Raw genomic sequence first — 23052 nt, forward strand, 5'->3', positions numbered from 1 at the left:
CTACTTGCCCTCCCCGGCGGAGCCGCTGTCGGGTTCCGCGTCCTCTTCCGCGTCCGCGAACGACGCCTGGTACGCGGTGAACTGGGCGCGCTCCTCGTCGACGAGCGCGTTCCCGTCCGCGTAGACATGGTCGAAGATCGCCAGCGGGTCCGGGTCGGGCATGGCCCGTACCGTCTCGCGCACCCGCTTGCCCAGCGCCTCGCTCTCCTCCTCCAGCGCCGTGAAGAAGGCCTCGTCGGCCAGGCCCTGCTTCTCCAGGTACCGGCCCAGCCGCAGGATCGGGTCCTTGGCCTCCCAGGCCTCCCGCTCCTCGTCCGCGCGGTACTTGGTCGGGTCGTCGGAGGTGGTGTGCGCGCCCATGCGGTACGTGAACGCCTCGACCAGCATGGGCCCTTCACCCCGGCGCGCGCGCTCCAGCGCGGAGCGGGTCACGGCCAGACAGGCGAGTACGTCGTTGCCGTCGACCCGGACGCCCGGGAAGCCGTACCCCTGCGCGCGCTGGTAGAGCGGTACGCGGGTCTGCCGCTCGGTCGGCTCGGAGATCGCCCACTGGTTGTTCTGGCAGAAGAAGACCACCGGCGCGTTGTAGACGGCGGAGAAGGTGAAGGCCTCGGCGACATCGCCCTGACTGGAGGCGCCGTCCCCGAAGTACGCGATCACGGCGCTGTCCGCGCCGTCCTTGGCGACGCCCATGGCGTAGCCGGTGGCGTGCAGGGTCTGCGAGCCGATGACGATCGTGTACAGGTGGAAATTGTTGGAGCTGGGGTCCCAGCCGCCGTTGTTCACCCCGCGGAACATGCCCAGCAGGTTGGTCGGGTCGACCCCGCGGCACCAGGCCACGCCGTGCTCGCGGTAGGTCGGGAAGACGTAGTCGTCGTCGTGCAGCGCGCGGCCCGAGCCGATCTGCGCGGCCTCCTGGCCCAGCAGCGACGCCCACAGTCCGAGCTCGCCCTGGCGCTGGAGCGCCGTGGCCTCGGCATCGAAGCGGCGGGTCAGGACCATGTCCCGGTACAGCCCGCGCAGCTCGTCCGGCGTCGGATCGATCTGGTAGTCAGGGTGCTCGACGCGCTCGCCCTCGGGGCTGAGCAGCTGTACGAGCTGGGGCTCGGAACTCTTGGATTGCGGCGTCTTCTTCGCGCTGGCGCGCTTGGTACCGCTGCTGCGTCGCGGTTTGCGAGCGGCGGTGCTCTCCACGGTCACGTGCGTGCTCCTCCGTCTGTCCGGCCCCCGGGATCCGCCGGGAACCAGTGCGGCTCGCCTGAATCGACCGCGCGCACGGGGTGGGTGCGACCCGGTCGGGACAGACGTGACAGGTGCCCCGGCGAGCGCCCTGTCACAGGCACGTTACCCAGTGGGCCGCATTACCGCGAAACCCCTCTGACCTGCCATTTTGCTTGGATTTCCAAGTAAATCGGCAAAGTCCGGAACAACCACTGGTCACAGCCTTGCAGGCCGCCGGAACAACGGCACGTTATCCCGCTGATCTGCGGCAGGGAAGGGGTGAGTGTGTGAGACTGAATTCTGTGTATGAAGATGGAAAAATCACTGTTTTTCTGGTTGATGACCATGAAGTCGTCCGCCGGGGCGTCCATGAACTTCTCGCCTCCGAGGACGACATCGACGTCGTCGGAGAGGCGGGGACGGCCGCGGACGCCATGGCCCGGATACCGGCGGCGCGCCCCGATGTGGCGGTGCTGGACGTACGGCTGCCGGACGGCAGCGGGGTGGAGGTCTGCCGGGAGGTCCGTTCGCGGGACGAGAGCATCAAGTGCCTGATGCTGACCTCGTTCGCCGACGACGAAGCGCTCTTCGACGCGATCATGGCCGGGGCCTCGGGATATGTGCTGAAGGCGATCCGCGGAAATGAACTCCTGGCGGCGGTAAGGGATGTGGCGGCGGGGCGGTCGCTGCTCGACCCGGTGGCGACGGCCCGGGTGCTGGAGCGGCTGCGCAGCGGCAACGAGCCCAAGGAAGACGACAAGTTGGCCGGTCTGACCGACCAGGAGCGCAAGATCCTGGATCTGATCGGCGAGGGCATGACGAACCGCGCCATCGGCGAGCAGCTGCATCTCGCCGAGAAGACGATCAAGAACTATGTCTCCAGCCTGCTGTCCAAGCTGGGGATGGAGCGGCGCTCGCAGGCGGCGGCGTATGTGGCACGGCTCCAGGCGGAGAGGCGCTGAGGCCGAGGCCGAGGCCGAGACTGAGACTGAGGCCGACGGCATCGAGGTTGCGGGGCTCGGCCTACGTGGCTGGGCGGGCGGCGTGTGGCCCTCGTACCGCGACCGGACCTTTCCTAATCGGGACCAACGTCCTCCGCTTCCGGGGCCGCCTCCTCTGTCGCCGGGCGGGCCGACGACGGAGAGTGGACCACATGCTCACCGAGGACCTCCGCGCCCTGCAGTTGCTCTCCCGCGTCCCGTACGGCCGGGTGGCGACGAGCATGCGCGCGATGCCCTTTGTGACGCCCGCACGCCATGTCGTCGTGACCGACGGCTCTGTCCTGCTGCGCATGCACGCGGGCCACGGCTACCACCGGGCGTGCGGTGGCGGGGTGGTCGCGTACGGGGCGGACAACTACGGCAGCGAGGACGCCGAGCAGTGGTCGGTGCAGTTCACCGGCACCGCCGAACTGGTCGAACCGACGGCGGAGGAGCTCGAACTGTTCGGTTCCGGGCCCTACCAAGTGGATGGACAACCGTTCGAGCCGGTCTATATGCGGCTTGTGCCGCAGTTCGTCTCCGTACATACGCTCGACTACTGCCGGGAGCGACGGAGCCAATACGTTGCGTGATCTAACATCTGACAAGTGCCGCGCTCATATGAATTCGCTGCGCCTGCCGCGACTGCCTTAATCCCCGCACCCGCCTTCGCCGCTCGCGCCCCGCATGCCCCTCGTCAAGGGCAGGCGCATGTCTCCGCCCCGCCCGTCCGGATGCTGCTCCGCCGCTACCGGAACGCGGGCGAGCCCCTGTCCTGCGAACCCGTCGCCCAGGGACTGCTCAACCGCGGCTACCGGCTCTCCACGACCCGGGGCCGCTACTTCCTGAAACACCATCTGGACGGCGACCACGAGGCCATCGCCCGCCAGCACCGGGCGACCCAGCGGCTCCAGACGCTCGGCGTGCCCGTCGCCCCGCCCGTCGAGAAGACCGACGGCGACACCGTCGCGGTGATCGGCGGCGACTGCTACGCCCTGCACCCCTGGGTCGACGGGCGCCACCGCGACGGCGCCCAGCTGACATCCGCCGCGTCGAAGCGGCTCGGCGGGCTCCTCGGGCTCGTACACACCTGCCTGGAGCAGGTGATGGGGCCGGACCCGGCGGCGCTCACGCACGAGAGTCCGGACCCGGCGAACACCTTCGCGCTGATCGACGAACTACTGGGCCTGGCCCGGGACCGTACCCCCCGCAACGTCTTCGACTCGCTCGCCGAACACCGCCTGCTGGAGCGCCGCGCCCTGCTGGAGCGCCATGCCCACCGCCGCCCGCCGCCCGGCGCCGAGCCGGCCACCGGCTGGGTGCACGGCGACTTCCACCCGCTGAACCTGCTCTACCGGGGCGCGGAACCGGCCGCGATCGTCGACTGGGACCGGCTGGGCGTACAGCCGCGCGCCGAGGAGGCGGTACGGGCGGCGGCGATCTTCTTCGTCCGGCCGACCGGCGAACTGGAGCTGCCGAAGGTACGGGCATACGCGCGCGCCTACCGCCGGGCGGCCGGGGCGGGCGCCGACGAACTGGCCGCGGCCGCGCACCGGGTGTGGTGGGAGCGCCTCAACGACTTCTGGATACTGCGCTGGCGGTACCAGCTGGACGACCGAAGGGCCGACCCGCTGTTCGCCGCGGTGTCGGCCCTGGCGGTCTGGTGGACGCGGGAGTACGACGCGGTCCGCGAGGCCTTCGCGGGGTGAGGCGCGGAGTGACGGGGCGAGGTGACGGGGCGGCGGACGAAAGGAGGGCGGGGAGGGCGCGCCGCGCGCGTACCCTCCCCGCCCTTCCGTCCGTCCCGCTGCTCTTCCGTCCCGCCGTGTGTCAGCCGACGGCGCCGGCCGTGTCGGCACCCGCGGAGGTGCCCGCGTTGGTGTCGCCGGTGGGAGGGGTGCCCCCGGTGGGATCGCCCTCGGTCGGCGGCGGATCCTCGTCGTCCGTCTCGCCGCCGCCCCCGTTGTTGTCACCGGTGTCGTCCGTCTCACCCGGATCGGCCGTGGGCTGCGTGTCGTTGGTCGGCACGCCGGACGGACTGGGCGTGAACGACGGTGAGTACGAGGGCGTCCAGCCCGGATTCTGGTTCCCGCCCGAGGAGTTGTCCGTCTCCTCGCTCTCCTCGGTGCTCTGCTCTTCCGACGGTGTCGGATCGTCGGACGGGGCCGACTCGCTCGTGCTGACCGTCGGCTCGTTGTCCGTCGTGTCGCCTGTGCCCGTGTTTCCCACGGAGTTGATCGCGTACGCCACCCCCGCCACGATCGCGATCAGCGCGAGCGCGACGAAGAGGTACATCTTGGAGCGGCCGCCGGAGCTGCGGCGGCGGCCGCGGCCGTCGTATCCGCCGTCGTCCGGGTTCATCGGCGGCAGGATCGGGCCCTGCGAGGTGTCGTGGTGCGGCGGGTGGGCCATCGCCGTCGTCGCGGACATACCCATCGCCGGGGTGCTGCCGCCCATGTGCGGGTCGACCGCGCCGGTGTTCCACACACCGGTGTGGCTGCCCTGCTGCTGGAGCATCTGCAGGCCGTACTGGATCAGCCCGCGCATTTCTTCGGCGCTCTGGAACCGGTCGTCGGGCTCCTTCGCGAGCGAGCGCATGACCAGCCCGTCCAGCTCCGGCGGGGCCACGTCCGAGACCTCGGAGGGCGGCACCGGAATGTCCTGGACATGCTGGTAGACCACGGAGAGCGGGGTCTCACCGGTGAACGGGGGTCTCAGCGCGAGGAGTTCGTAGAGCAGACAGCCCGTCGCGTACAGGTCGCTGCGGTGGTCGACGGCCTTGCCCAGCGCCTGCTCGGGGGAGAGGTACTGCGGCGTGCCCATGACCATGCCGGTCTGGGTCATCGTCGACTGCGCGCCGTGCAGGGCGCGCGCGATGCCGAAGTCCATCACCTTCACCGCGCCCGCGTCCGTGATGATCACGTTGGCGGGCTTGATGTCACGGTGCACGATGCCGTGCTGGTGCGAGTAGGCCAGCGCCTCCAGCACACCGGAGACGATGATCAGCGCCTGCTCCGGCGGCGGGGCGTCGGCGCTGATCAGCAGGTCACGGATGGTGCGGCCCTCGACCAGCTCCATCACGATGTACGGGACGGTCTGCCCGTTGACCGTGTCCTCGCCGGAGTCGTACACCGCGACCACCGCGTGGTGGTTGAGGCCTGCGACCGACTGGGCCTCGCGCGTGAAACGGGCCTTGGAGACCGGGTCCTCGGCGAGATCCGCGCGGAGCAGCTTGACGGCGACGGTGCGTCCGAGCCGTACGTCCTCGGCCGCGAACACCTCGGCCATACCGCCGCGGCCGAGGCGGTGGGTCATGCGGTAGCGGCCGTCTCCGACCAGCCCACCGACGAGCCCGCCGTCGCCCCAGGAGTCCGCAGCATCCGACACTCCGCCGCCTGCTTCGGGTTCGGGTGCCATCAGTCCTCGCCGTCGTTTCTGTCCGCTCGGTGACCGCGCGTGCGGCCGGCGGTGGGTCTGTGTGTCTCAGGGGGTGATTCAAGGGTGGCTATGGCACATCACGCTACAGCCTTCGGGTGACACGCCGGTCCAGGATGGACCGGTCATGAAACCCGCTAGGGCGTCGCCCATGCAAATTCCATGGGTTTCCTGTAACGCTTCCGAGACTCTTGCTGTGCTTACGGTCACGGAACGGGCACCTGGCTTGACGTGTCGGTGCCCTACGGCAGACTTGGCCTGTAATAGCGGATCAGCGGATCACCGTGTCGAAGTCACTGCGGTCCGCGACGGGTTCGGCAACTCGGCGACAGAGCGTGAGCAGCAGGGCGTTCAGAGCGTGAGCAGTATCGCGTTCGGCAAACGGGGCTCGGCGACGGGTTCGGCGACGGGTTCGGCAACGGGTAACGAGTTCAGCACGACGCGTCAGCGCGCCGAGGGGGAAGCACAGTCATGAGCCAGGACGGCGCACAGGGCCGCTACGCGGGCGGTTCGGTCGCGGGCGGCCGGTACCAGCTTCGCGACTTGCTCGGCGAGGGCGGGATGGCGTCCGTGTACCTGGCGTACGACTCCGCGCTGGACCGCCAGGTCGCCATCAAGACGCTCCACACGGAGCTGGGCCGGGAGCAGTCCTTCCGCGAGCGCTTCCGCCGCGAGGCCCAGGCCGTCGCCAAGCTGTCGCACACCAACATCGTCTCCGTCTTCGACACCGGCGAGGACGAGCTGGACGGCGCGATGATGCCGTACATCGTCATGGAGTACGTCGAGGGGCAGCCGCTCGGCTCCGTACTGCAGGCGGACGTCGCGCAGTACGGCGCGATGCCGGCCGACAAGGCGCTCAAGGTGACGGCGGATGTACTGGCCGCGCTGGAGACCAGCCACGAGATGGGCCTGGTCCACCGGGACATCAAGCCCGGCAACGTGATGATGACCAAGCGCGGCATCGTCAAGGTGATGGACTTCGGCATCGCGCGCGCCATGCAGTCGGGTGTCACTTCGATGACGCAGACCGGCATGGTCGTCGGCACGCCGCAGTACCTGTCGCCCGAGCAGGCGCTGGGGCGGGGTGTCGACGCCCGCTCCGACCTCTACTCGGTCGGGATCATGCTCTTCCAACTGCTGACGGGCCGGCTGCCGTTCGACGCGGACTCGCCGCTGGCGATCGCGTACGCGCATGTGCAGGAGGAGCCCGTCGCTCCGTCCAGCTTCAACCGCGCGATCACCCCGGCGATGGACGCGCTGGTGGCGCGGGCGCTGAAGAAGAATCCGAACGAGCGCTTCCCGAGCGCGGAGGCGATGCGCGACGAATGCGCGCGCGTGCTGTCCGCCGGGCAGACGGGCGCCCCGGTGATCGTGCAGGGCGCTCCGCAGAACAGCAGCGGCTCGGGCGTGGGCTCGGCGGTCTTCCCGCCGGTGGACCAGTCGATGCCGACGCCGGCCCCGGCTCAGCAGGGCGTGCAGTCGCCGTACCAGCCGGGTCCGTACGGTCCGCCGACGCCCGCGCACATGCAGACGCCCGCCCCCGGCTACGGCTATCCGCAGGCGTCCCCGGCCTACCAGACGCACACACCGTCGCCGTACACCATGCCGCAGCAGCAGATGGCCGGTTCCGGCCACAATGGCCAGGGCGCGCCCGGTGGAACGAACGGCTCCGGCATCGGTGCCGGTAACGGTCCTGGCAACGGTCCCGGTAACAGCGGCGGCAAGCGGAACATGCCGGTCATCGTGGGCTCGATCGCGGTCGCGGTCGTGGCGATCGCCGGACTGGTCGCGGCACTGTCGATGAACGGCGACGACAAGGGTGGCGGCGGCGCGGACCCCAGCGAGAGCGCGACCGTGGCGGCGGAGCACCGCGGCCCGGAGCGGAACCGGACGATCGAGGCCTCGGAGTGCTCGGAAGCGTCGGAGGACGCCACGGACCCGTCCCGGGTGACGGCTCCCGACCTGCGCTACAAGGACATCCTCTCGGTGAAGGACTGCCTCCGCGCGGCGGGCTGGACCTGGTCGGAGCCGAAGAAGCAGAACGACGGCTCCCAGGCCGAGGACATCGTGATCGACCAGTACCCGCGGCCGGGCGCCGCCGTGCTGCCCAAGGAGCAGGAGTTCGAGCTGACGCTCTCCACCGGCGACGCCGGATAGGCGGCGGGCCGGGCCTCCGCCGGCCCCCTTCGCTGGAGCGCGTGCGCTCGTTCGTCCGCCCACCCGTCCGTTCGTCCGGCCGTCCGTTCATTCGTTGGTTAGTTAGCTAGTTCATTCGTTCGGATATGCCTCGCGCCCACGTGTCTCATCCGTACGTGTCTCATCCGTACGTGTCTCGTCCCGGACATTCGAGATGCCGGAGTTATCGCCTCATGTGACTCTGAGTCGGTGACTCCCACGCTCCGCACTCCCTGCGCGATCGCGGTCGCGACTCTGCTGCTGGCCGCGCTCGCCGCGCCGGTCGCGTACGCGAAGGAGTCCTCCCCACCCACCACGCCTCCCGCCGTGTCCGCGGGGTCGGCCGGCTCCCTGGCCGGGCATCCGTCGGGCGAGGGACGTCCACGGCCGGGGCGGCCGGCGGGGGGCGGAGCCGACTCGGCGGCGGACGCGAACCCGAGCGGGAGCGAGGACGGGGACGAGAGCGGGGACGAGGAACTGGACGCCGCGGCGCGCCCCGACCCGTCAGCCGCGTCCCCCTCCTCGGCGGCTTCCTCTTCGGCGTCCGCTCCCTCCTCCGATACGGCGGCGTCCGCCTCCGCGTCCCCCTCCGCGTCCCCGTCCGCTTCGTCGTCCGGCCGGAGCACGGGTGAGGCGGCTGAGGGAGAGGGGACGGACGAGGACGGGGAAGAGGGCGAAGGGGATGGGGAAGGGGACGGGACGGGGGACGCGGAAGGGCTGACGGAGAAGCCCGTGCAGCCTTCCCGGACACCCTCCGCACCGCGGGACCACCCGCCGACCGCCACCCGTAAGACGGAGGACCAGGGCGTCACGGAGACCGCCGCGCGGCCCGTCGTCGTACTGACCATGGGCGCCGGAATCATGCTGCTCGGGCTGGGGCTCGGCTTCATCGGACTGCGGCTCCGGCGCCGCTGACCGCCGCCGGCCCTGGACACTCTCCCTCGCCGCCGGCCCTCACGGCCGACCCTCGCCGCCGGCCCTCGCCGCTGGCCCTCACCGCCGGTTGTCATCCTTACGGCGTACTTACAGGCTCCGTCTCAAGTCGCTTGTGAGACGCCCCGCCGCCCGGCAACATACTCAGTATGTCGATCCGCCATGGACTACTCGCACTGCTGGAACGCGGTCCTCGCTACGGCTCTCAGCTCCGTACGGAGTTCGAGACCCGTACGGGTTCCACGTGGCCGCTCAACGTCGGTCAGGTCTATACGACCCTGAGCCGCCTGGAGCGCGACAGCATGGTCACGCAGGACGGCGAGGACGACGCGGGCCACACGCTCTACGCGATCACCAACGCCGGCCGCGTGGAGCTGAAGTCCTGGTTCCGTACGCCCGTCGACCGCGCCAGCCCGCCCCGGGACGAGCTGGCGATCAAGCTCGCGATGGCCGTGGGCGCGCCCGGGGTCGACATCCGGGAGGTCATCCAGTCGCAGCGCCGGCACACCATCAAGGCGATGCAGGACTACACGCGCCTCAAGGCCCAGGCCCTCGACACCGTCCCGGCCAACCGGGACGAGGTGGCCTGGCTGCTCGTCCTCGAACAGCTGATCTTCCAGACGGAGGCCGAGGCCCGCTGGCTCGACCACTCCGAGCAGCGGTTGATCCGCCTCTCGATGATGCCGGAACCGATCAAGCCGTCACCCGGGTTGCCCGAACCGAAGATGCCGGTGGGGACCGCGCGGGAGGAGGCCGACGGCCTATGAGGCCTCGGGCCCGTGAACTCGCAGGACCGTGAACCCGCCGGACCGGAGAACGTAGGACCGAGGACCGTAAGGCCCAGGTCCGTAAAGCCCGGGGATCACGGAGTCGGAACCCGCCCACCGTGGCTCCGGCACCTTCATCACTTCGGCGGCCGCCGACTTTTCCGCCTGTGCCGGGCCGGTGCCCCCGTACCTACCCGTCGGGCACCTCGGGGCAGACCGCCCCCGCGTCTCTCGCCCCGCTTCTGACTCCTCACACACATCCGCTCATTGCGTACGCCCTCGCAGGCCTACGCCGAAGGGGGATTCCTCATGCCTCGTAAGTCACATAAGACCCACCAGCAACATCAGTCACAGCGCGCTTCTCAGCCGCAGCAGGCGCGGACGCCTGTGCTGCAACTCCAGGACCTGGCCCGTGTCCATGGCAGCGGCGCCACCGAGGTGCACGCCCTGCGGGGCGTGAACCTCGATGTGTTCCCCGGCGAACTGGTCGCCGTCATGGGCCCCTCCGGCTCCGGCAAGTCCACGCTGCTCACCATCGCCGGTGGCCTCGACACACCCACCTCGGGCCGCGTGATCGTCGAGGGCACCGAGATCAACACCGCCGACCGCAAGAAGCTCGCGGCCCTGCGCCGCCGCAGCATCGGCTATGTCTTCCAGGACTACAACCTGATACCCGCCCTCACCGCCGCCGAGAACATCGCTCTCCCGCGCGAACTCGACGGCGTCTCCGCGCGCAAGGCACGCGTCGAGGCCCTGGCCGCACTGAGCGAGATGGGGCTCGAACAGCTCGCCGACCGCTTCCCCGACGAGATGTCCGGCGGCCAGCAGCAGCGCGTGGCGATCGCCCGCGCGCTCGTCGGCGACCGCCGCCTGGTCCTCGCCGACGAGCCGACCGGCGCGCTGGACTCCGAGACCGGTGAGTCCGTACTCGCCCTGCTGCGCACCCGCTGCGACGCGGGCGCGGCCGGCATCCTGGTCACCCACGAGCCGCGCTTCGCCGCCTGGGCCGACCGTGTGGTCTTCCTCCGGGACGGCGCGGTCGTCGACCAGACCCTCCGCAGCCAGCCGGACTCGCTGCTCGCGGACCAGGCGGCCGAACTGTGACGACCTGGTTCCATTCCTGGCGCGCCGCGGTGCGCATCGCCCGCCGTGACGCCTGGCGTTTCAAGGGACGCAGCTTCCTCGTCCTCGCCATGATCGCCCTTCCCGTCCTCGGCGTGAGCGCCTTGGATCTGACCCTCCGCAGCTCGGAAATCTCGACCGCGGAGAGCCTGAACCGTGAACTCGGCCAGGCCGATGCCCGGTTCACCGATCCTCACCTCGGCGGTGCGCCCCTCCTCCAGGACCCGGAGGGCAGCGGCTACACACCGAAGGGCGACTTCGACGGCGGAGAAAAGCCGTGGCCCGAGGGCGATACCGACGTCTCGAAGGCCTTCCCGCCGGGCGCCGGCACGCTTGAGGACACGAAGGGATCCGGGAAGCTCCGCACCGCGCACGGTCTGCTGCAGGCCGAGATCCGTGAGCTGAAGGCCTCGGACCCGATGGCCCGGGGCATCATGACACTCGACACGGGCCGCTTCCCCGAGAGGGCCGGCGAGGTCGCCGTGACCACCCACTTCCTGGAAAACAGCGGTCTGAGCGTGGGCGGGAAGCTCACGGCGCGTGGACTCGACGCCGACTACCGGATCGTCGGTACGTACGAACTGCCCGACGGCCTCAACACCGACCAGGTGAACGCCCTTCCCGGAGCCTTCCTGGCCCCGCTCGACAAGGCGCTGAAGGCCGACGGACTGGCCGGAACGGACTCGGACACCAGCCACCTGGTGAGCGTCTCCGGTGGTTTCACGTGGAACATGGTGCAAGAGGCCAACACTCTTGGCGTCAAGGTGAGTTCACGCGCCGTGATCCTCGACCCTCCCGCCGACGCGGACGTTCCCCTGTTCCAGCAGGACGACTGGAACAGGTACGCCGGGACGGGGGACGAGGGCGAGGAGATGGCCATAGTCGGCACCATCGTCGGCCTCGCGATGCTGGAGATCTGCCTGCTGGCAGGCCCCGCCTTCGCCGTCGGCGCCCGGCGCTCGCGCCGTCAGCTCGGCCTGGTGGGCGCCAACGGTGGCGACCGGCGCCATATCCGGGCCATCGTCCTCGCCGGCGGTCTGGTGATCGGTGTCGCCGCGGCCGTCGTCGGTACGCTCCTCGGCACCGGCCTCGCCGTCGCCCTGCGACCCGTACTTGAGGAGTACGCGGGCAAGCGCTTCGGCGGCTTCAACGTCCGGCCGCTGGAGCTTCTCGGTATCGCACTGCTCGCCGTACTCACCGGTCTGCTGGCCGCGATCGTCCCCGCCGTCACCGCCTCCCGGCAGACCGTCCTGGCCTCGCTCACCGGCCGCCGCGGGGTACGCAACAGCAGCAGGGTGCTGCCGGTCCTGGGGCTGATCGCGTTCGTGCTGGGTGCGGCGATCGCGCTGTACGGATCAGTGGTGAGCAGCCAGATCATGATCGTCGCGGGCGGCAGCGCCATCGCCGAACTCGGCGTGGTCGCACTGACACCGGCCCTGGTGGGCCTGTTCGGCCGGATCGGCCGCTGGATGCCGCTCTCGCCGCGCCTGGCACTGCGTGACGCCGTACGCAACCGGGGCCGCACGGCCCCTGCCGTGGCGGCGGTGCTGGCCGCGGTCGCCGGCACCGTGGCGGTGTCCACGTACTCCGCGAGCCAAGACGCGGAGAACAGGGCCAAGTACGAGCCGCAGCTGCCCAGCGGCGCCGTCTCCGTCATGGTCGAGCAGAGCGACAGCCGGGATGTTCCGGCCATTCGTGCGGCTGTTCAGAAGAACCTGCCCATCAGCGTACGAGCCGATGCGGCGCATATGAAGGTCGGTAAGCCCGACTGCGTCATGTACGCCGAAGAGAACGCCTGCGGGCGCTACGAAGTGGTGATCCCCAAGGCCAATCGCTGTCCCCTCCGGGACGACGCGGGCATGGATATCTCGGAGAAGCTCAGCGAGGCAGAGCGCCGCAAGTTCGCCAGGGACCCGCGCTGTCAGGAGTCCGACGTCTACAACAGCTTCGCCGAGGGCGTGGTGGTCGGCGACGCCGGGATGCTGAAGGTCCTCGGCATCAAGGATCCGGCGGCGGAGAAGGCCCTGGCGGACGGCGAGATCGTCTCGCTCGACAAGCGGAACGTGCACGACGTCAACTCGGGCAACACGGGCGACACGATCGACATCCGGCTGGTCACGGACGTCGAGAAGGCGGACGCGATCAATGAGAAGGGCAAGGAATCTCCCGGCACCGTCAAGTCGTTCCCGGCGCACCAGGTCTCGGGAGGGCACGAGACGTACGGCATCTCGATGATCGTCTCCCCGGCCACGGTCAAGGCGGCGGGCATTGACACCTTCCCGGTCGGCGCGTACTTCTCGACCGCTTCTACGCCGACCAGCACGCAGAAGCAGCAGCTGGACAGCGATCTCGCCGCGACCGGTGCCGCCGTCAACCTCCACATCGAGAACGGCTACACCAGCGAGAGCGACATAGTGCTGCTGGCACTGACCGTCTTCGCCGGACTGGTCACGATCGGCGCCGCGGGTATCGCCACCGGACTCGCCCAGGCCGACGCCGAGGCCGACCTCAGGACCCTGGCGGCGGTCGGAGCCCCGGCACGGGTCCGCCGGACGCTCAGCGGATTCCAGTGCGCGGTGGTCGCCGCGATGGGTGTGGTGCTGGGTTCGGCGGCCGGGGTGCTCCCCTCGATCGGACTGCGTCTGGCGGAGCGTCGCAACGCATTGGAGTTGCACGAAGAGGCGTTCGGTCAAGGCGTGGGCAGCGACATGCTGCCTCATGTGCCGATCGTCATCCCCTGGGGCACGCTGGCCCTCCTCCTGATCGCCGTTCCGCTGGGTGCCGCGATCCTGGCGGCCCTGGTCACGCGCTCGCACCGGACGGTGGCGCGCCGCGCGGCGACATAGCCCCCTGCCCCGACCGGATCCGTGCCCCCGTACGCAGGTGCGTCACCATGGCGCTTCACCGTGGTGGGTCGTCTTCGTACGGGGGCACACCACGTGGTGATGGGCAGGTGCGAGACAATGGGCCACATGGAGATGCCGAGGAACGAACGGTCGCAGGAGAGCCCCCATGTCCTCGTGGTGGGACAGGACGGGATGGCGCTCGGCGGTGGTGGATCCGGCGACGAGGCACGCGAGATCCCGGTGACGGAGATGGTCGAGCAGCCCGCGAAGGTCATGCGGATCGGCAGCATGATCAAGCAGCTTCTGGAGGAGGTGCGGGCGGCTCCCCTGGACGAGGCGAGCCGGGTACGCCTCAAGGAGATCCACGCCGGCTCGGTGAAGGAGCTGGAGGACGGGCTCGCCCCCGAACTGGTCGAGGAACTGGAGCGGCTCTCGCTTCCCTTCACCGACGAGGCGATCCCCTCGGAGGCCGAACTGCGTATCGCACAGGCCCAGCTGGTGGGCTGGCTGGAGGGCCTCTTCCACGGGATCCAGACGGCGCTGTTCGCCCAGCAGATGGCGGCCAGGGCCCAGCTGGAGCAGATGCGCCGCGCGCTTCCGCCGGGCTCGGTGCCGGAGGAGGACGAGGAGCAGGGGCACGGGCCGATCCGTTCCGGCCCGTATCTGTAAGCCTCCGGACTTCACCGAGCGTCCGGACTCACTCCCGTTTCGTCCCTGCTTCGTCCCGCGCGGCCCGGCACACCAGGAGGTGTGCCGGGCCGTCGGCCGTTGTACGGGACCCGAGTGCGGCGCTTCGGGCAGATCGCGGGGCCTCTGACAGATGGCGCCGTGCCACGTCAGGCAGTGGTCGGACCCCGGTCAGGCGTTGGTCGGCCGCGGTCAGGTTGTCGCGGAGGTGAGCAGCAGCAGCTTGCCGACATGGCCGCCCGCTTCCAGGGCGCGGTGTGCCTCGGCCGCCTCCGCCATCGGCAGGGTCCGGTCCACGACCGGACGGATACCGCCACCGGCGATGAGCGGCCAGACATGCTCCCGTACGGCCGCGACGATCGCCGCCTTCTCGGCCTGTGGACGGGCCCGCAGCGAGGTCGCCGTGACGGCGCCGCGCTTGCTCAGCAGGGCGCCCAGATTGAGCTCGCCCTTCACCCCGCCCTGGAGGCCGATCACCGCGAGCCGGCCGTTCACGGCCAGGGCCTTCACGTTCCGATCCAGGTACTTCGCGCCGACGATGTCGAGGATGACATCCGCGCCGGCGCCGTCCGTGGCCTTGCGGATCTCCTCGACGAAATCCTGCTCGCGGTAGTCGATCAGGATGTCCGCGCCCAGCTCGGCACAGCGCGCCAGCCGGTCGGAGCCGCCCGCCGTCACCGCGACCCGCGCGCCCACGGCCTTCGCGAGCTGGATCGCCATCGTGCCGATCCCGCTCGCCCCGCCGTGCACGAGCAGCGTCTCGCCCGGCCGCAGGTGGGAAATCATGAAGACGTTCGACCAGACCGTGCAGGTGACCTCAGGGAGCGCCGCGGCCGTGGCCAGGTCCAGCCCCTCCGGTACGGGCAGCAACTGCCCGGCCGGTACGGCGACCTTCTCGGCGTATCCGCCGCCGGCGAGCAGCGCGCAGACCTCGTCGCCGACGGCCCAGCCGGAGACCCCCGGCCCAAGCGCGGTGATCCTGCCCGCGCACTCCAGGCCGGGGTACGGGGACGAGCCGGGCGGCGGATCGTAGAAGCCCTGGCGCTGCAACAGATCGGCGCGGTTGACGGCGCTCGCCACGACCTCGACGAGGACCTCTCCCTCGCCGGGTACGGGATCGGGCACCTCGGCCCATACGAGAGCCTCAGGGCCGCCGGGTTCCGGAATCGTGATCGCATGCATGGCCGCGAGGCTACTCCTCGACGGCCCTCCGGAGCGGGTCTCCCGGCGGCGTTCTCCGCGGTGGCTTTCCAACTGCCGCGCAGCCGCACAGGCGCCCCGTGGGGCATGACGCGGACGTTCCGTCACCTACGGCCCCATGGAGCCCCATGGCGACGGCCGGCGCCAACAGCCCGCGCGTCAGCCGGAATAGTCCGGGGCCGAGGTGCTCTCCGCCCGGACGATGGTGATCAGACGGTCGGTCAGCTGGAGCGGGCTCGCGGCCGGGTCGTCGTAGCCGAGCAGCCGGTGGCCGCGCAGAACGCTCACCACCAGGTCGTCCGTCTCCCGTACGCTCCGGCCCACCTCGGACTTTATGACCGGGCGTTCGATGAGATCGAGGCCGCTGCCCTGCTGGATCAGATCCTCCATCACCGTGCCGGCGCTGGGGCTGAGTACGGAGAGACCGAGCAGCCGGCCGGCCGCGCTGGCGCTGGTGATCACCGCGTCGGCTCCGGACTGGCGCAGCAGCGGCGCGTTCTCCTCCTCACGCACGGCTGCGACGATCTTCGCGCCCCGGTTGAGCTGACGCGCGGTCAGCGCGACCAGGACCGCCGTGTCGTCGCGCTGGGTGGCGATGACTATCTGGCGGGCGCGCTGGAGTTCGGCCCGCATCAGTACATCGCTGCGGGTCGCATCGCCGATGACCCCCACGAACCCCTCCGCGCTGGCCGCCTCGATCACCTTGCCCGAGGGGTCGACGATGACGATCTGTTCCTTCTTGATGCCCGTCGCGCAGAGGGTCTGCATCGCGGACCGGCCTTTGGTGCCGTAGCCGACGATGACGGTGTGGTCACGCAAGTTGGACCTCCAGCGGTTCAGCCGCCACTCCTCCCGGGTCCGTTCCGTGAGGACCTCAAGAGTGGTGCCGACCAGGATGATGAGGAAGATCACCCGAAGCGGCGTCACGAGCAGCACGTTCACGAGCCGCGCGCCGTCGCTGTACGGGACGATGTCGCCGTAACCCGTCGTGGAAAGCGTGACGGTGGCGTAGTAGACGGAGTCGAGGAAGTCGACCGAGTCATCCGCGTTGTCGTGGTAGCCCTGTCTGTCGATGTAGACGATGAAGACCGTCAGGGCCAGCACAAACAGGGCCATCAGCAGTCGCCTGCTGACCTGGCGCAGTGGCCGTACGGCCTTGCGGCGCGGCAGCTTCACCCGCGCGGTGACCAGATACTCGTCGGCCTGCCTGGCCATCGCGTCATGGCCGGGAAGTTTCACGTGAAACACCCGCCATCAGCCGAGGCTGCCCATGGCAGATCCAGCACTTCCAACTCCTCACCCGGCCGTGCGCCGCCCGGCGGCACGACCGCGATCCCATCAGCTGCGGCAATGCCACGCAGCATGGCCGGACCGCTGAAACGCAACGGCACGAGTCCCTCATCGCGGTGGACGAAGGGCACCAGACGGGTGTCGTACGGATGGCCATGCACCGCGTCGCGCAGCGGCGCGTGATACGGGACCCGGGGCGCCCGGCCCGCCAGCGCGCGCAGCAGAGGCTCGGCGAGCGTCAAGAGACCGGAGACCGCGGCGAGCGGGTTGCCCGGCAGTCCCACCAGATGCCGCCCCGAGACCAGCCGGGCCAGCAGCATGGGATGGCCCGGACGTACGGCGACGCCGTCCACCAGCAGTTCGGCGCCCACCTTCCGCAGGACCGGGTGGACATGGTCGACCGGCCCCCCGGCCGTACCGCCCGTCGTGATCACGAGATCCGCCGTGGACTTGGCGACCGCGCGGCGCAGCGCCTCGGCGGAGTCGCCGAGGCGGCGGGTGGCGATCACGTCGGCGCCGAGCGTGCGCAGCCAGGGGGCGAGCATCGGGCCCAGGGCGTCGCGGATCAGCCCGTCATGGGGAAGCCCCTTGGCGAGAAGTTCATCGCCGAGGACCAGCACCTCGACGCTCGGGCGCGGGACGGTGAGCAACTCGTCGTACCCGGCGGCCGCCGCGAGGCCCAGTGCGGCCGGGGTCACCAGGGAACCGGCGGGCAGGAGCCGGTCACCGGAGCGGCACTCCTGGCCGCGCGGCCTGATGTCCTGCCCCTGGATCACTTCGCGCTCGGCGTGGAGACGGCCGCTGCCGTCCGTACGGGCATGCTCGGTGCGGATCACCGCGGTCGCGTCGGCCGGGATCCGGGCGCCGGTCGCGATCCGTACCGCCTCGCCGTCGGGGAGCGGCCCGGCGGACGCGTGTCCGGCGAGGATGCCGTTGTCGTCGGCTGCCGGGGGAGCGTCCGTCGCGCGCTGTCCCGTGTCGCTCGCGCGCTGTCCCGTGTCCTCAGCGCTCTGTTTCGCGTCCTTCGCGTCCTTCGCGGTCTGTGTCGCGTCGCTCGCGGTCTGTACGGTCCACGGGCCGGGTCCGGAGACCGCCCAGCCGTCCATGGCCGAGGTGTCGAAGGACGGCAGATCGGTTTGCGCGGTCAGGGACTCGGCGAGGGCCTGACCGAGAGCCTGGTCGAGAGGGACCCGGCGGGCGCGGGCGACCGGAACCGGCCCCGCCGAGCGCGCCGCGAGCGCGCGGGCCGCGTCCCATGACCCGGCCCGATGCCGGGAGGACCGGGCGTCCGTGCCGGCCGCCCCTGACGCCCGGTCGTCCCGGGCCGGGTTCGCGGAGCCCCGACTCCGGACGTGGTCCTGATCCGCAGCGTGGTCGTACGGCCCCGCACCGCCGCCCCGGCTCGCGCCGTGGCCCGGTCCCTGGCTCGCGCGGTGCGCCGGGCCGGTGTCCCGGCCCGGGTCGTGCGTCGCGGCCGGCTGTCGGCCGACCAGGGCCAGGGCATCCTCGATCCCCTCGACCTCGCGGTCCTGGGCCGTCATCCGGTGTCGTCCCTCTTGGCCCCGGCCCCGTCGGTGTCCGTCTCTTCGTCCGCGGCCTCGTCCGCCCAGCGAACGGCGAGCGCCGCGGCCTTGCGGGCCGCTTCGGCGACGGCTGCGGGCCCGTCTCCCCCGGCCTTGGCCGCCGCGTAACCGACCAGGAAGGTCGTCAGCGGCGCCGCCGGCCGGGCGACGCCGTGCGCGGCGTCGCGGGCGAGGTCGAGGAGGGCGTGGGTGTCGACATCCAATTCGATGCCGAGTTCGGCCTTGACTGCGGTGATCCATTCGTCCAGCACAGTCCCATGCTCTCTGATCCGGGCCCGGGCTGTGGAGATGTCTTCCCAGGTGTCGCAGTCGAAGGAGGCGAGGGGACCGGCGTCGACCCGGGCGAGGTCGAGTTCCTGCGACAGCAGACGCAGCGGCAGACCGGAGAGACTGCCGTACTCGGTGGCGAGAAGGGCGAGTTCGCGGCGCAACGGCTCGGTCCGGTAGGCGGCGACCAAGGGCTGGTCCCGGCCGCCGGCATCGGTGAGCAGCGCCGCCTCGCGGCCGGAGACGTCCAGTGCCTCGATCAGCCGGTGCACCGTCTCCGTCCCGAGGAACGGCAGATCCGCCGAGAGCACGAGCACGGTGGCCGCGTCGGCGCGCCGAACCCCCGCGTCGAGCGCGGCGAGCGGTCCGCCACCGGGCGGCTCCTCGCGCGCCCAGCACACCGGCCGCGCCGTGGGCCGTCGGCCGCCCACGACAACGGTGCGGGCGGCCCCCTCACATGCCGCCAGCACCCGGTCGAGCAGCGCCCGGCCCCCGACGCGCACTCCCGGCTTGTCGATCCCGCCGAGCCGCCTGGCGGCACCTCCGGCGAGCACGATGGCGTCATAGGCGGTCATGGCTGAAGTATGGGCCGCGCCGCCCTGCCCGGAGCACACAGGGTTCCCCCTCCGCACGCCGAAGCGCACCCGTCCGCGGACCGCACCCGTCCGCGGACCGCACTCGTACACGGACCTCGACGCGAGGCCCACCCCTACGTGGACCTCCACCCGGGGCCCACAGCGGCTACAGGGTGCGCAGCAGCATCGCCGGCTGTTCGACGCAGTCCGCCACGTACCGCAGGAAACCTCCGGCCGTACCGCCGTCGCAGACCCGGTGGTCGAAGGTGAGCGACAGCTGGACGACCTGGCGGACGGCCAGTTCCCCCTCGTACACCCAGGGCTTGGGCACGATCCGGCCGACCCCGAGCATCGCCGCCTCGGGGTGGTTGATGATCGGCGTGGAACCATCCACGCCGAACACCCCGTAGTTGTTGAGCGTGAACGTCCCGCCGGTCACATCGCCCGGCGTCAGCCCGCCGGCCCTCGCCGCTTCCGTCAGCCGCGCGAACTCGGTGCTCAGCGACTCCGCCGAGCGCGCGTGCGCGTCCCGTACGACGGGGACGACCAGCCCGCGATCGGTCTGCGCGGCGAAGCTCAGATGCACCTCGGGCAGGCGCACGATCTCCCTGGCGGCCATGTCCACAGTGGAGTTGAGCTCCGGATGCCGCGCGAGAGCCGCCGTACAGATCCGCGCGAGCAGGGCGAGGAGCGAGATCCTGGCCCCTCCGGCCGCGTTCATCGCCGTGCGGGCGGCCAGGAGTTCCGTGGCGTCCGCGTCGACCCAGCAGGTCGCGTCGGGGATCTCGTGCCGACTGCGGGAGAGCTTCTCCGCGGCGGCGCCCCGTACGCCTCGCAGCGGCACCCGGGTGGCTCCCGGCTGTGCCCGCGAGGGCTCGGCCGCGACCACGGACACAGGTACGACGGGAGGTGCGGCGGGCGGTGCGGACAAGGCCGGGGACATCGCGCCCCGCCGGATCGCCTGCTCGACATCGGACCGCAGGATCAGCCCGTCCCGTCCCGAGCCCGTCAGGTTCCGCAGATCCAGGCCGTTCTCGCGGGCCAGCCGGCGTACCAGCGGCGAGACGACGGGAACCGGCCCGGCCGAACCGTTCACCGGCTGTGCGGTGGATTCGGACAGCGGGGGCCGCCGGACCCGCCGCCTGCGCGGCACCGGCGCCCCCGTCCCGTACCCGACCAGCACATTGCCCGACGCCCCGGCCGAGGCCGGAGCCGCTGACGGGGCCGCGACCGGTGCCCCGTCAGCCGGTGCCGACGCGTCGTCGCGGGCCGAACCGCCCGAAGAGGCATGACCGTCCGAGCCGGGAGCCGACACGTCCGGTCGCGGCCTCGCCCCGGCCGACGCCTCCGGGGCCGACGGTGCCGCGGGCGACCCCGCCGACGCCGCTTCGTCCCTGGCCTGCGCCCCCACGGCCACGGTCAGCAGCGGCGCCCCGACCGGCAGCTCCGTACCCTCCTCGCCGTAGCGCGCCGTCACCACGCCCTCGTAGGGGCAGGGCACCTCCACCATGGCCTTGGCCGTCTCGACCTCGACGACCGGCTGGTCTATGGCGACGACATCTCCCACCGCCACCAGCCAGCGGACGATCTCCGCCTCGGTCAGTCCTTCCCCGAGGTCCGGCAGTTTGAATTCCAGCACCTGGGCCATCAGCTCTCCGTCTCCCACTGGAGCCGCGCGACCGCGTCCAGCACCCGGTCCACTCCCGGAAGATGGTGCCTCTCCAGCATGGGCGGCGGATAGGGAATGTCGAATCCGGCCACTCTCAGCACCGGTGCCTCCAGATGGTGGAAGCAGCGCTCGGTGACCCGCGCGGCGATCTCCCCGCCGGGGCCGCCGAAGCCGGTGGACTCATGGACGACGACCGCCCGTCCCGTCCTCCGTACGGATGCCGCGACCGTCTCGTCGTCGAACGGCACCAGCGATCGCAGATCGACGACCTCCAGATCCCAGCCCTCGGCGCGCGCCGCCTCCGCCGCCTCCAGACAGACCGGCACGGAAGGCCCGTAGGTGATGAGGGTGGCGCTGCTGCCCCGGCGCCGTACGACAGCCCGTCCGACCGGCTCCACGGCCGCCGGAGCGTCCGGTGACCACGGTGCCTTCGACCAGTAGAGCCGCTTGGGCTCCAGGAAGACGACCGGGTCGTCGGAGGCGATCGCGGCCCGCAGCAGTCCGTACGCGTCCTCGACCGTCGCCGGGGTGACGACATGGAGGCCGGGCGTCGCCATGTAGTACGCCTCGGAGGAGTCGCTGTGGTGCTCGACCCCGCCGATCCCGCCGCCGTACGGCACCCGCACGGTGATCGGCAGCGGCATCTCGCCACGCGTGCGGTTGCGCATCTTCGCCACGTGGCTGATCAGCTGCTCGAACGACGGATAGGCGAAGGCGTCGAACTGCATCTCCACGACGGGCCGCAGCCCGTACATCGCCATCCCGACGGCCGCCCCCAGGATGCCCGCCTCGGCGAGCGGCGTGTCCGTACAGCGCTCGTCGCCGAACTCGGCGGCAAGCCCGTCGGTGATCCGGAAGACACCGCCGAGCGTGCCCACGTCCTCTCCGAGGACATGGACGGACGGGTCCTCGGCCATCGCGTCACGCAGCGCGCGTCGGAGCGCCTGCGCCATGGTGGCGGGCTTCACCGCGACCGTGGTCATCGCTCCTCACCCGGTCCTTTGCCGGCAGCCGCGTCCAGTTCGGCCCGGAGCAGATCCGCCTGTTCGCGCAGCTGGCTGGTCTGTTCCGCGTAGACATGGGCGAACAGGTCCATCGGGTCCAGCGCCGGTTCGGTGTTCAACTGCTCACGCAGCCGCGCGGCCAGCGTCTCGGCGGCCTCGGCGGCCTTCCTGATCCCGGCCTCGTCGAGCACCCCGCGCTGCGTCAACTCGTGCTCCAGCAGCCGTATCGGGTCGTACGCACGCCAGGTCTCGACCTCGCCGTCGGCGCGGTAACGCGTCGCGTCGTCCGCGTTCGTATGGGCATCGATGCGGTACGTCACGGCCTCCACGAGCGTCGGTCCCTCGCCCCGCCCGGCACGGGCCATGGCCTCACCGAGCACCGTGTGGACCGCGACCGCGTCGTTGCCGTCGACGAGCCGGCCCGGCATGCCGTACCCCACGGCCTTGTGGGCGAGGGAGGGCGCCGCGCTCTGCTTGTCGAGCGGTACGGAGATCGCGAAGCCGTTGTTCTGTACGAGGAAGACCACCGGGGCCCGCCATACGGCGGCGAAATTCAGGGCCTCGTGGAAGTCGCCCTCGCTGGTGCCACCGTCGCCCACCAGGGCGAGCGCGACCACATCGTCCCCCTTGAGCTGGGCGGCACGCGCCAGACCCACGGCATGCGGCAACTGGGTGGCGAGCGGGGTGGACAGCGGCGCGATCCGGTGTTCGTGCGGGTCGTAGCCGGAGTGCCAGTCGCCGCGCAGCAGCGTCAGCGCCTGTACGGGGTCGAGCCCGCGCACCACGGCGGCGAGGGTGTCGCGATAGCTCGGGAAGAGCCAGTCCCGCTCCCGCAGGACCAGCGCGGCGGCGACCTGACAGGCCTCCTGTCCGGTGCTCGACGGGTAGACCGCGAGCCTGCCCTGCCGGGTGAGGGCGGTGGCCTGCGTGTTGTACCGCCGGCCGCGGACCAGCTCGGTGTAGAGCCGCAGCAGCAGTGCGGGATCGGCGCCGGCCGCGGCGTCCGTGCCCAGCACGCGGTACGGCTCGGGATCGGGGAGCAGCGGTGCGGGGTCGGTACGCGGCTGCCATACCGGGGGCGTGGTGGGCCGGTGGACGGCGCCACCGGGCGGTTCCTGGACCGGCGTACTGCTCTTCTTCACGCGTGCACCTCCTCATGGGAACGGGGAGAACGGGGCGCCGAGATGCCGCACGCCTCACCTACCGATTGTTCGGTCGTTCAGGCATTTTGGCTACAGGCGGCTCCAGCCTGTGGACAAACGGTTCTCCACAGCCTGGGATGGAAACAGGCCGTCCAT

Annotated in this window: 18 protein-coding genes; 9 read left to right on the forward strand and 9 right to left on the reverse strand. The window is 71.0% G+C overall.

Going from position 1 to position 23052, the window contains the following annotated elements:
- Positions 1-1200 carry a pyruvate dehydrogenase (acetyl-transferring) E1 component subunit alpha gene (pdhA, locus tag ACIQD6_RS14930; protein ID WP_401882126.1) on the reverse strand — a complete coding sequence of 400 codons (1200 nt, stop codon included), beginning with the start codon at positions 1198-1200 and terminating at the stop codon, positions 1-3.
- A 323-nt stretch (positions 1201-1523) separates the two neighbouring features.
- Between pdhA (ACIQD6_RS14930) and ACIQD6_RS14935 the strand changes: the two genes are divergently transcribed.
- The 3 genes from ACIQD6_RS14935 to ACIQD6_RS14945 all read left to right on the forward strand — a co-directional run bounded on the left by ACIQD6_RS14935 (position 1524) and on the right by ACIQD6_RS14945 (position 3910).
- On the forward strand, positions 1524-2183 hold the full coding sequence (locus ACIQD6_RS14935; protein WP_401882129.1) for a response regulator: 660 nt from the start codon (positions 1524-1526) through the stop codon (positions 2181-2183).
- A 191-nt stretch (positions 2184-2374) separates the two neighbouring features.
- A complete protein-coding gene (locus tag ACIQD6_RS14940; protein WP_401882132.1) occupies positions 2375-2794 on the forward strand; it encodes a pyridoxamine 5'-phosphate oxidase family protein in 420 nt (139 codons plus the stop codon).
- 141 nt (positions 2795-2935) lie between these two features.
- The gene (locus tag ACIQD6_RS14945; protein ID WP_401882134.1) at positions 2936-3910 is read left to right on the forward strand and encodes a phosphotransferase; all 975 of its coding nucleotides are present in this window, start codon (positions 2936-2938) and stop codon (positions 3908-3910) included.
- A 121-nt stretch (positions 3911-4031) separates the two neighbouring features.
- Here the strand turns inward: ACIQD6_RS14945 and ACIQD6_RS14950 are convergent, their stop codons facing one another.
- Complete coding sequence (locus ACIQD6_RS14950; RefSeq protein ID WP_401882137.1) at positions 4032-5618, reverse strand: protein kinase; 1587 nt, start codon at positions 5616-5618, stop codon at positions 4032-4034.
- Positions 5619-6107: 489 nt separating this feature from the next.
- Here ACIQD6_RS14950 and ACIQD6_RS14955 point away from each other — a divergent pair, with 489 nt between their 5' ends.
- From ACIQD6_RS14955 to ACIQD6_RS14980, 6 genes are all read left to right on the forward strand, one after another.
- Complete coding sequence (locus ACIQD6_RS14955) at positions 6108-7793, forward strand: protein kinase (protein ID WP_401882140.1); 1686 nt, start codon at positions 6108-6110, stop codon at positions 7791-7793.
- A 228-nt stretch (positions 7794-8021) separates the two neighbouring features.
- Positions 8022-8726, forward strand: coding sequence for a hypothetical protein (locus tag ACIQD6_RS14960; protein WP_401882143.1), 705 nt, complete (start codon positions 8022-8024; stop codon positions 8724-8726).
- Positions 8727-8893: 167 nt separating this feature from the next.
- Positions 8894-9511: a PadR family transcriptional regulator gene (locus tag ACIQD6_RS14965; RefSeq protein WP_401882146.1), complete on the forward strand. Its 618-nt coding sequence runs from the start codon at positions 8894-8896 to the stop codon at positions 9509-9511.
- A 387-nt stretch (positions 9512-9898) separates the two neighbouring features.
- Positions 9899-10615: an ABC transporter ATP-binding protein gene (locus ACIQD6_RS14970; protein WP_401882149.1), complete on the forward strand. Its 717-nt coding sequence runs from the start codon at positions 9899-9901 to the stop codon at positions 10613-10615.
- On the forward strand, positions 10612-13479 hold the full coding sequence (locus ACIQD6_RS14975; protein WP_401882151.1) for an FtsX-like permease family protein: 2868 nt from the start codon (positions 10612-10614) through the stop codon (positions 13477-13479). Before ACIQD6_RS14970 ends, ACIQD6_RS14975 begins: the two co-directional genes overlap by 4 nt.
- Positions 13480-13605: 126 nt before the next feature.
- Positions 13606-14148, forward strand: a complete 543-nt coding sequence (locus ACIQD6_RS14980; RefSeq protein WP_401882153.1) for a bacterial proteasome activator family protein — start codon at positions 13606-13608, stop codon at positions 14146-14148.
- Between the two features lie 210 nt (positions 14149-14358).
- Here the strand turns inward: ACIQD6_RS14980 and ACIQD6_RS14985 are convergent, their stop codons facing one another.
- The 7 genes from ACIQD6_RS14985 to pdhA (ACIQD6_RS15015) form a co-directional block, all read right to left on the reverse strand.
- Entirely contained in the window at positions 14359-15348 is a 990-nt protein-coding gene (locus ACIQD6_RS14985) for an NAD(P)H-quinone oxidoreductase (protein ID WP_401882156.1), read from the reverse strand.
- Positions 15349-15525: 177 nt separating this feature from the next.
- On the reverse strand, positions 15526-16581 hold the full coding sequence (locus ACIQD6_RS14990; protein ID WP_401882875.1) for a potassium channel family protein: 1056 nt from the start codon (positions 16579-16581) through the stop codon (positions 15526-15528).
- Between the two features lie 20 nt (positions 16582-16601).
- On the reverse strand, positions 16602-18197 hold the full coding sequence (locus ACIQD6_RS14995; RefSeq protein ID WP_401882159.1) for a molybdopterin molybdotransferase MoeA: 1596 nt from the start codon (positions 18195-18197) through the stop codon (positions 16602-16604).
- On the reverse strand, positions 18194-19081 hold the full coding sequence (locus ACIQD6_RS15000) for an NTP transferase domain-containing protein (RefSeq protein WP_401882162.1): 888 nt from the start codon (positions 19079-19081) through the stop codon (positions 18194-18196). Before ACIQD6_RS15000 ends, ACIQD6_RS14995 begins: the two co-directional genes overlap by 4 nt.
- 166 nt (positions 19082-19247) lie before the next feature.
- Complete coding sequence (locus tag ACIQD6_RS15005; protein ID WP_401882165.1) at positions 19248-20729, reverse strand: dihydrolipoamide acetyltransferase family protein; 1482 nt, start codon at positions 20727-20729, stop codon at positions 19248-19250.
- Entirely contained in the window at positions 20729-21733 is a 1005-nt protein-coding gene (locus ACIQD6_RS15010; protein WP_401882167.1) for an alpha-ketoacid dehydrogenase subunit beta, read from the reverse strand. Before ACIQD6_RS15010 ends, ACIQD6_RS15005 begins: the two co-directional genes overlap by 1 nt.
- Positions 21730-22896 carry a pyruvate dehydrogenase (acetyl-transferring) E1 component subunit alpha gene (gene pdhA, locus ACIQD6_RS15015; protein WP_401882170.1) on the reverse strand — a complete coding sequence of 389 codons (1167 nt, stop codon included), beginning with the start codon at positions 22894-22896 and terminating at the stop codon, positions 21730-21732. Before pdhA (ACIQD6_RS15015) ends, ACIQD6_RS15010 begins: the two co-directional genes overlap by 4 nt.
- Between the last annotated feature and the right edge of the window lie 156 nt (positions 22897-23052).

This window comes from Streptomyces sp. NPDC088400, from assembly GCF_044753355.1.
Classification (GTDB): Bacteria; Actinomycetota; Actinomycetes; order Streptomycetales; family Streptomycetaceae; genus Streptomyces.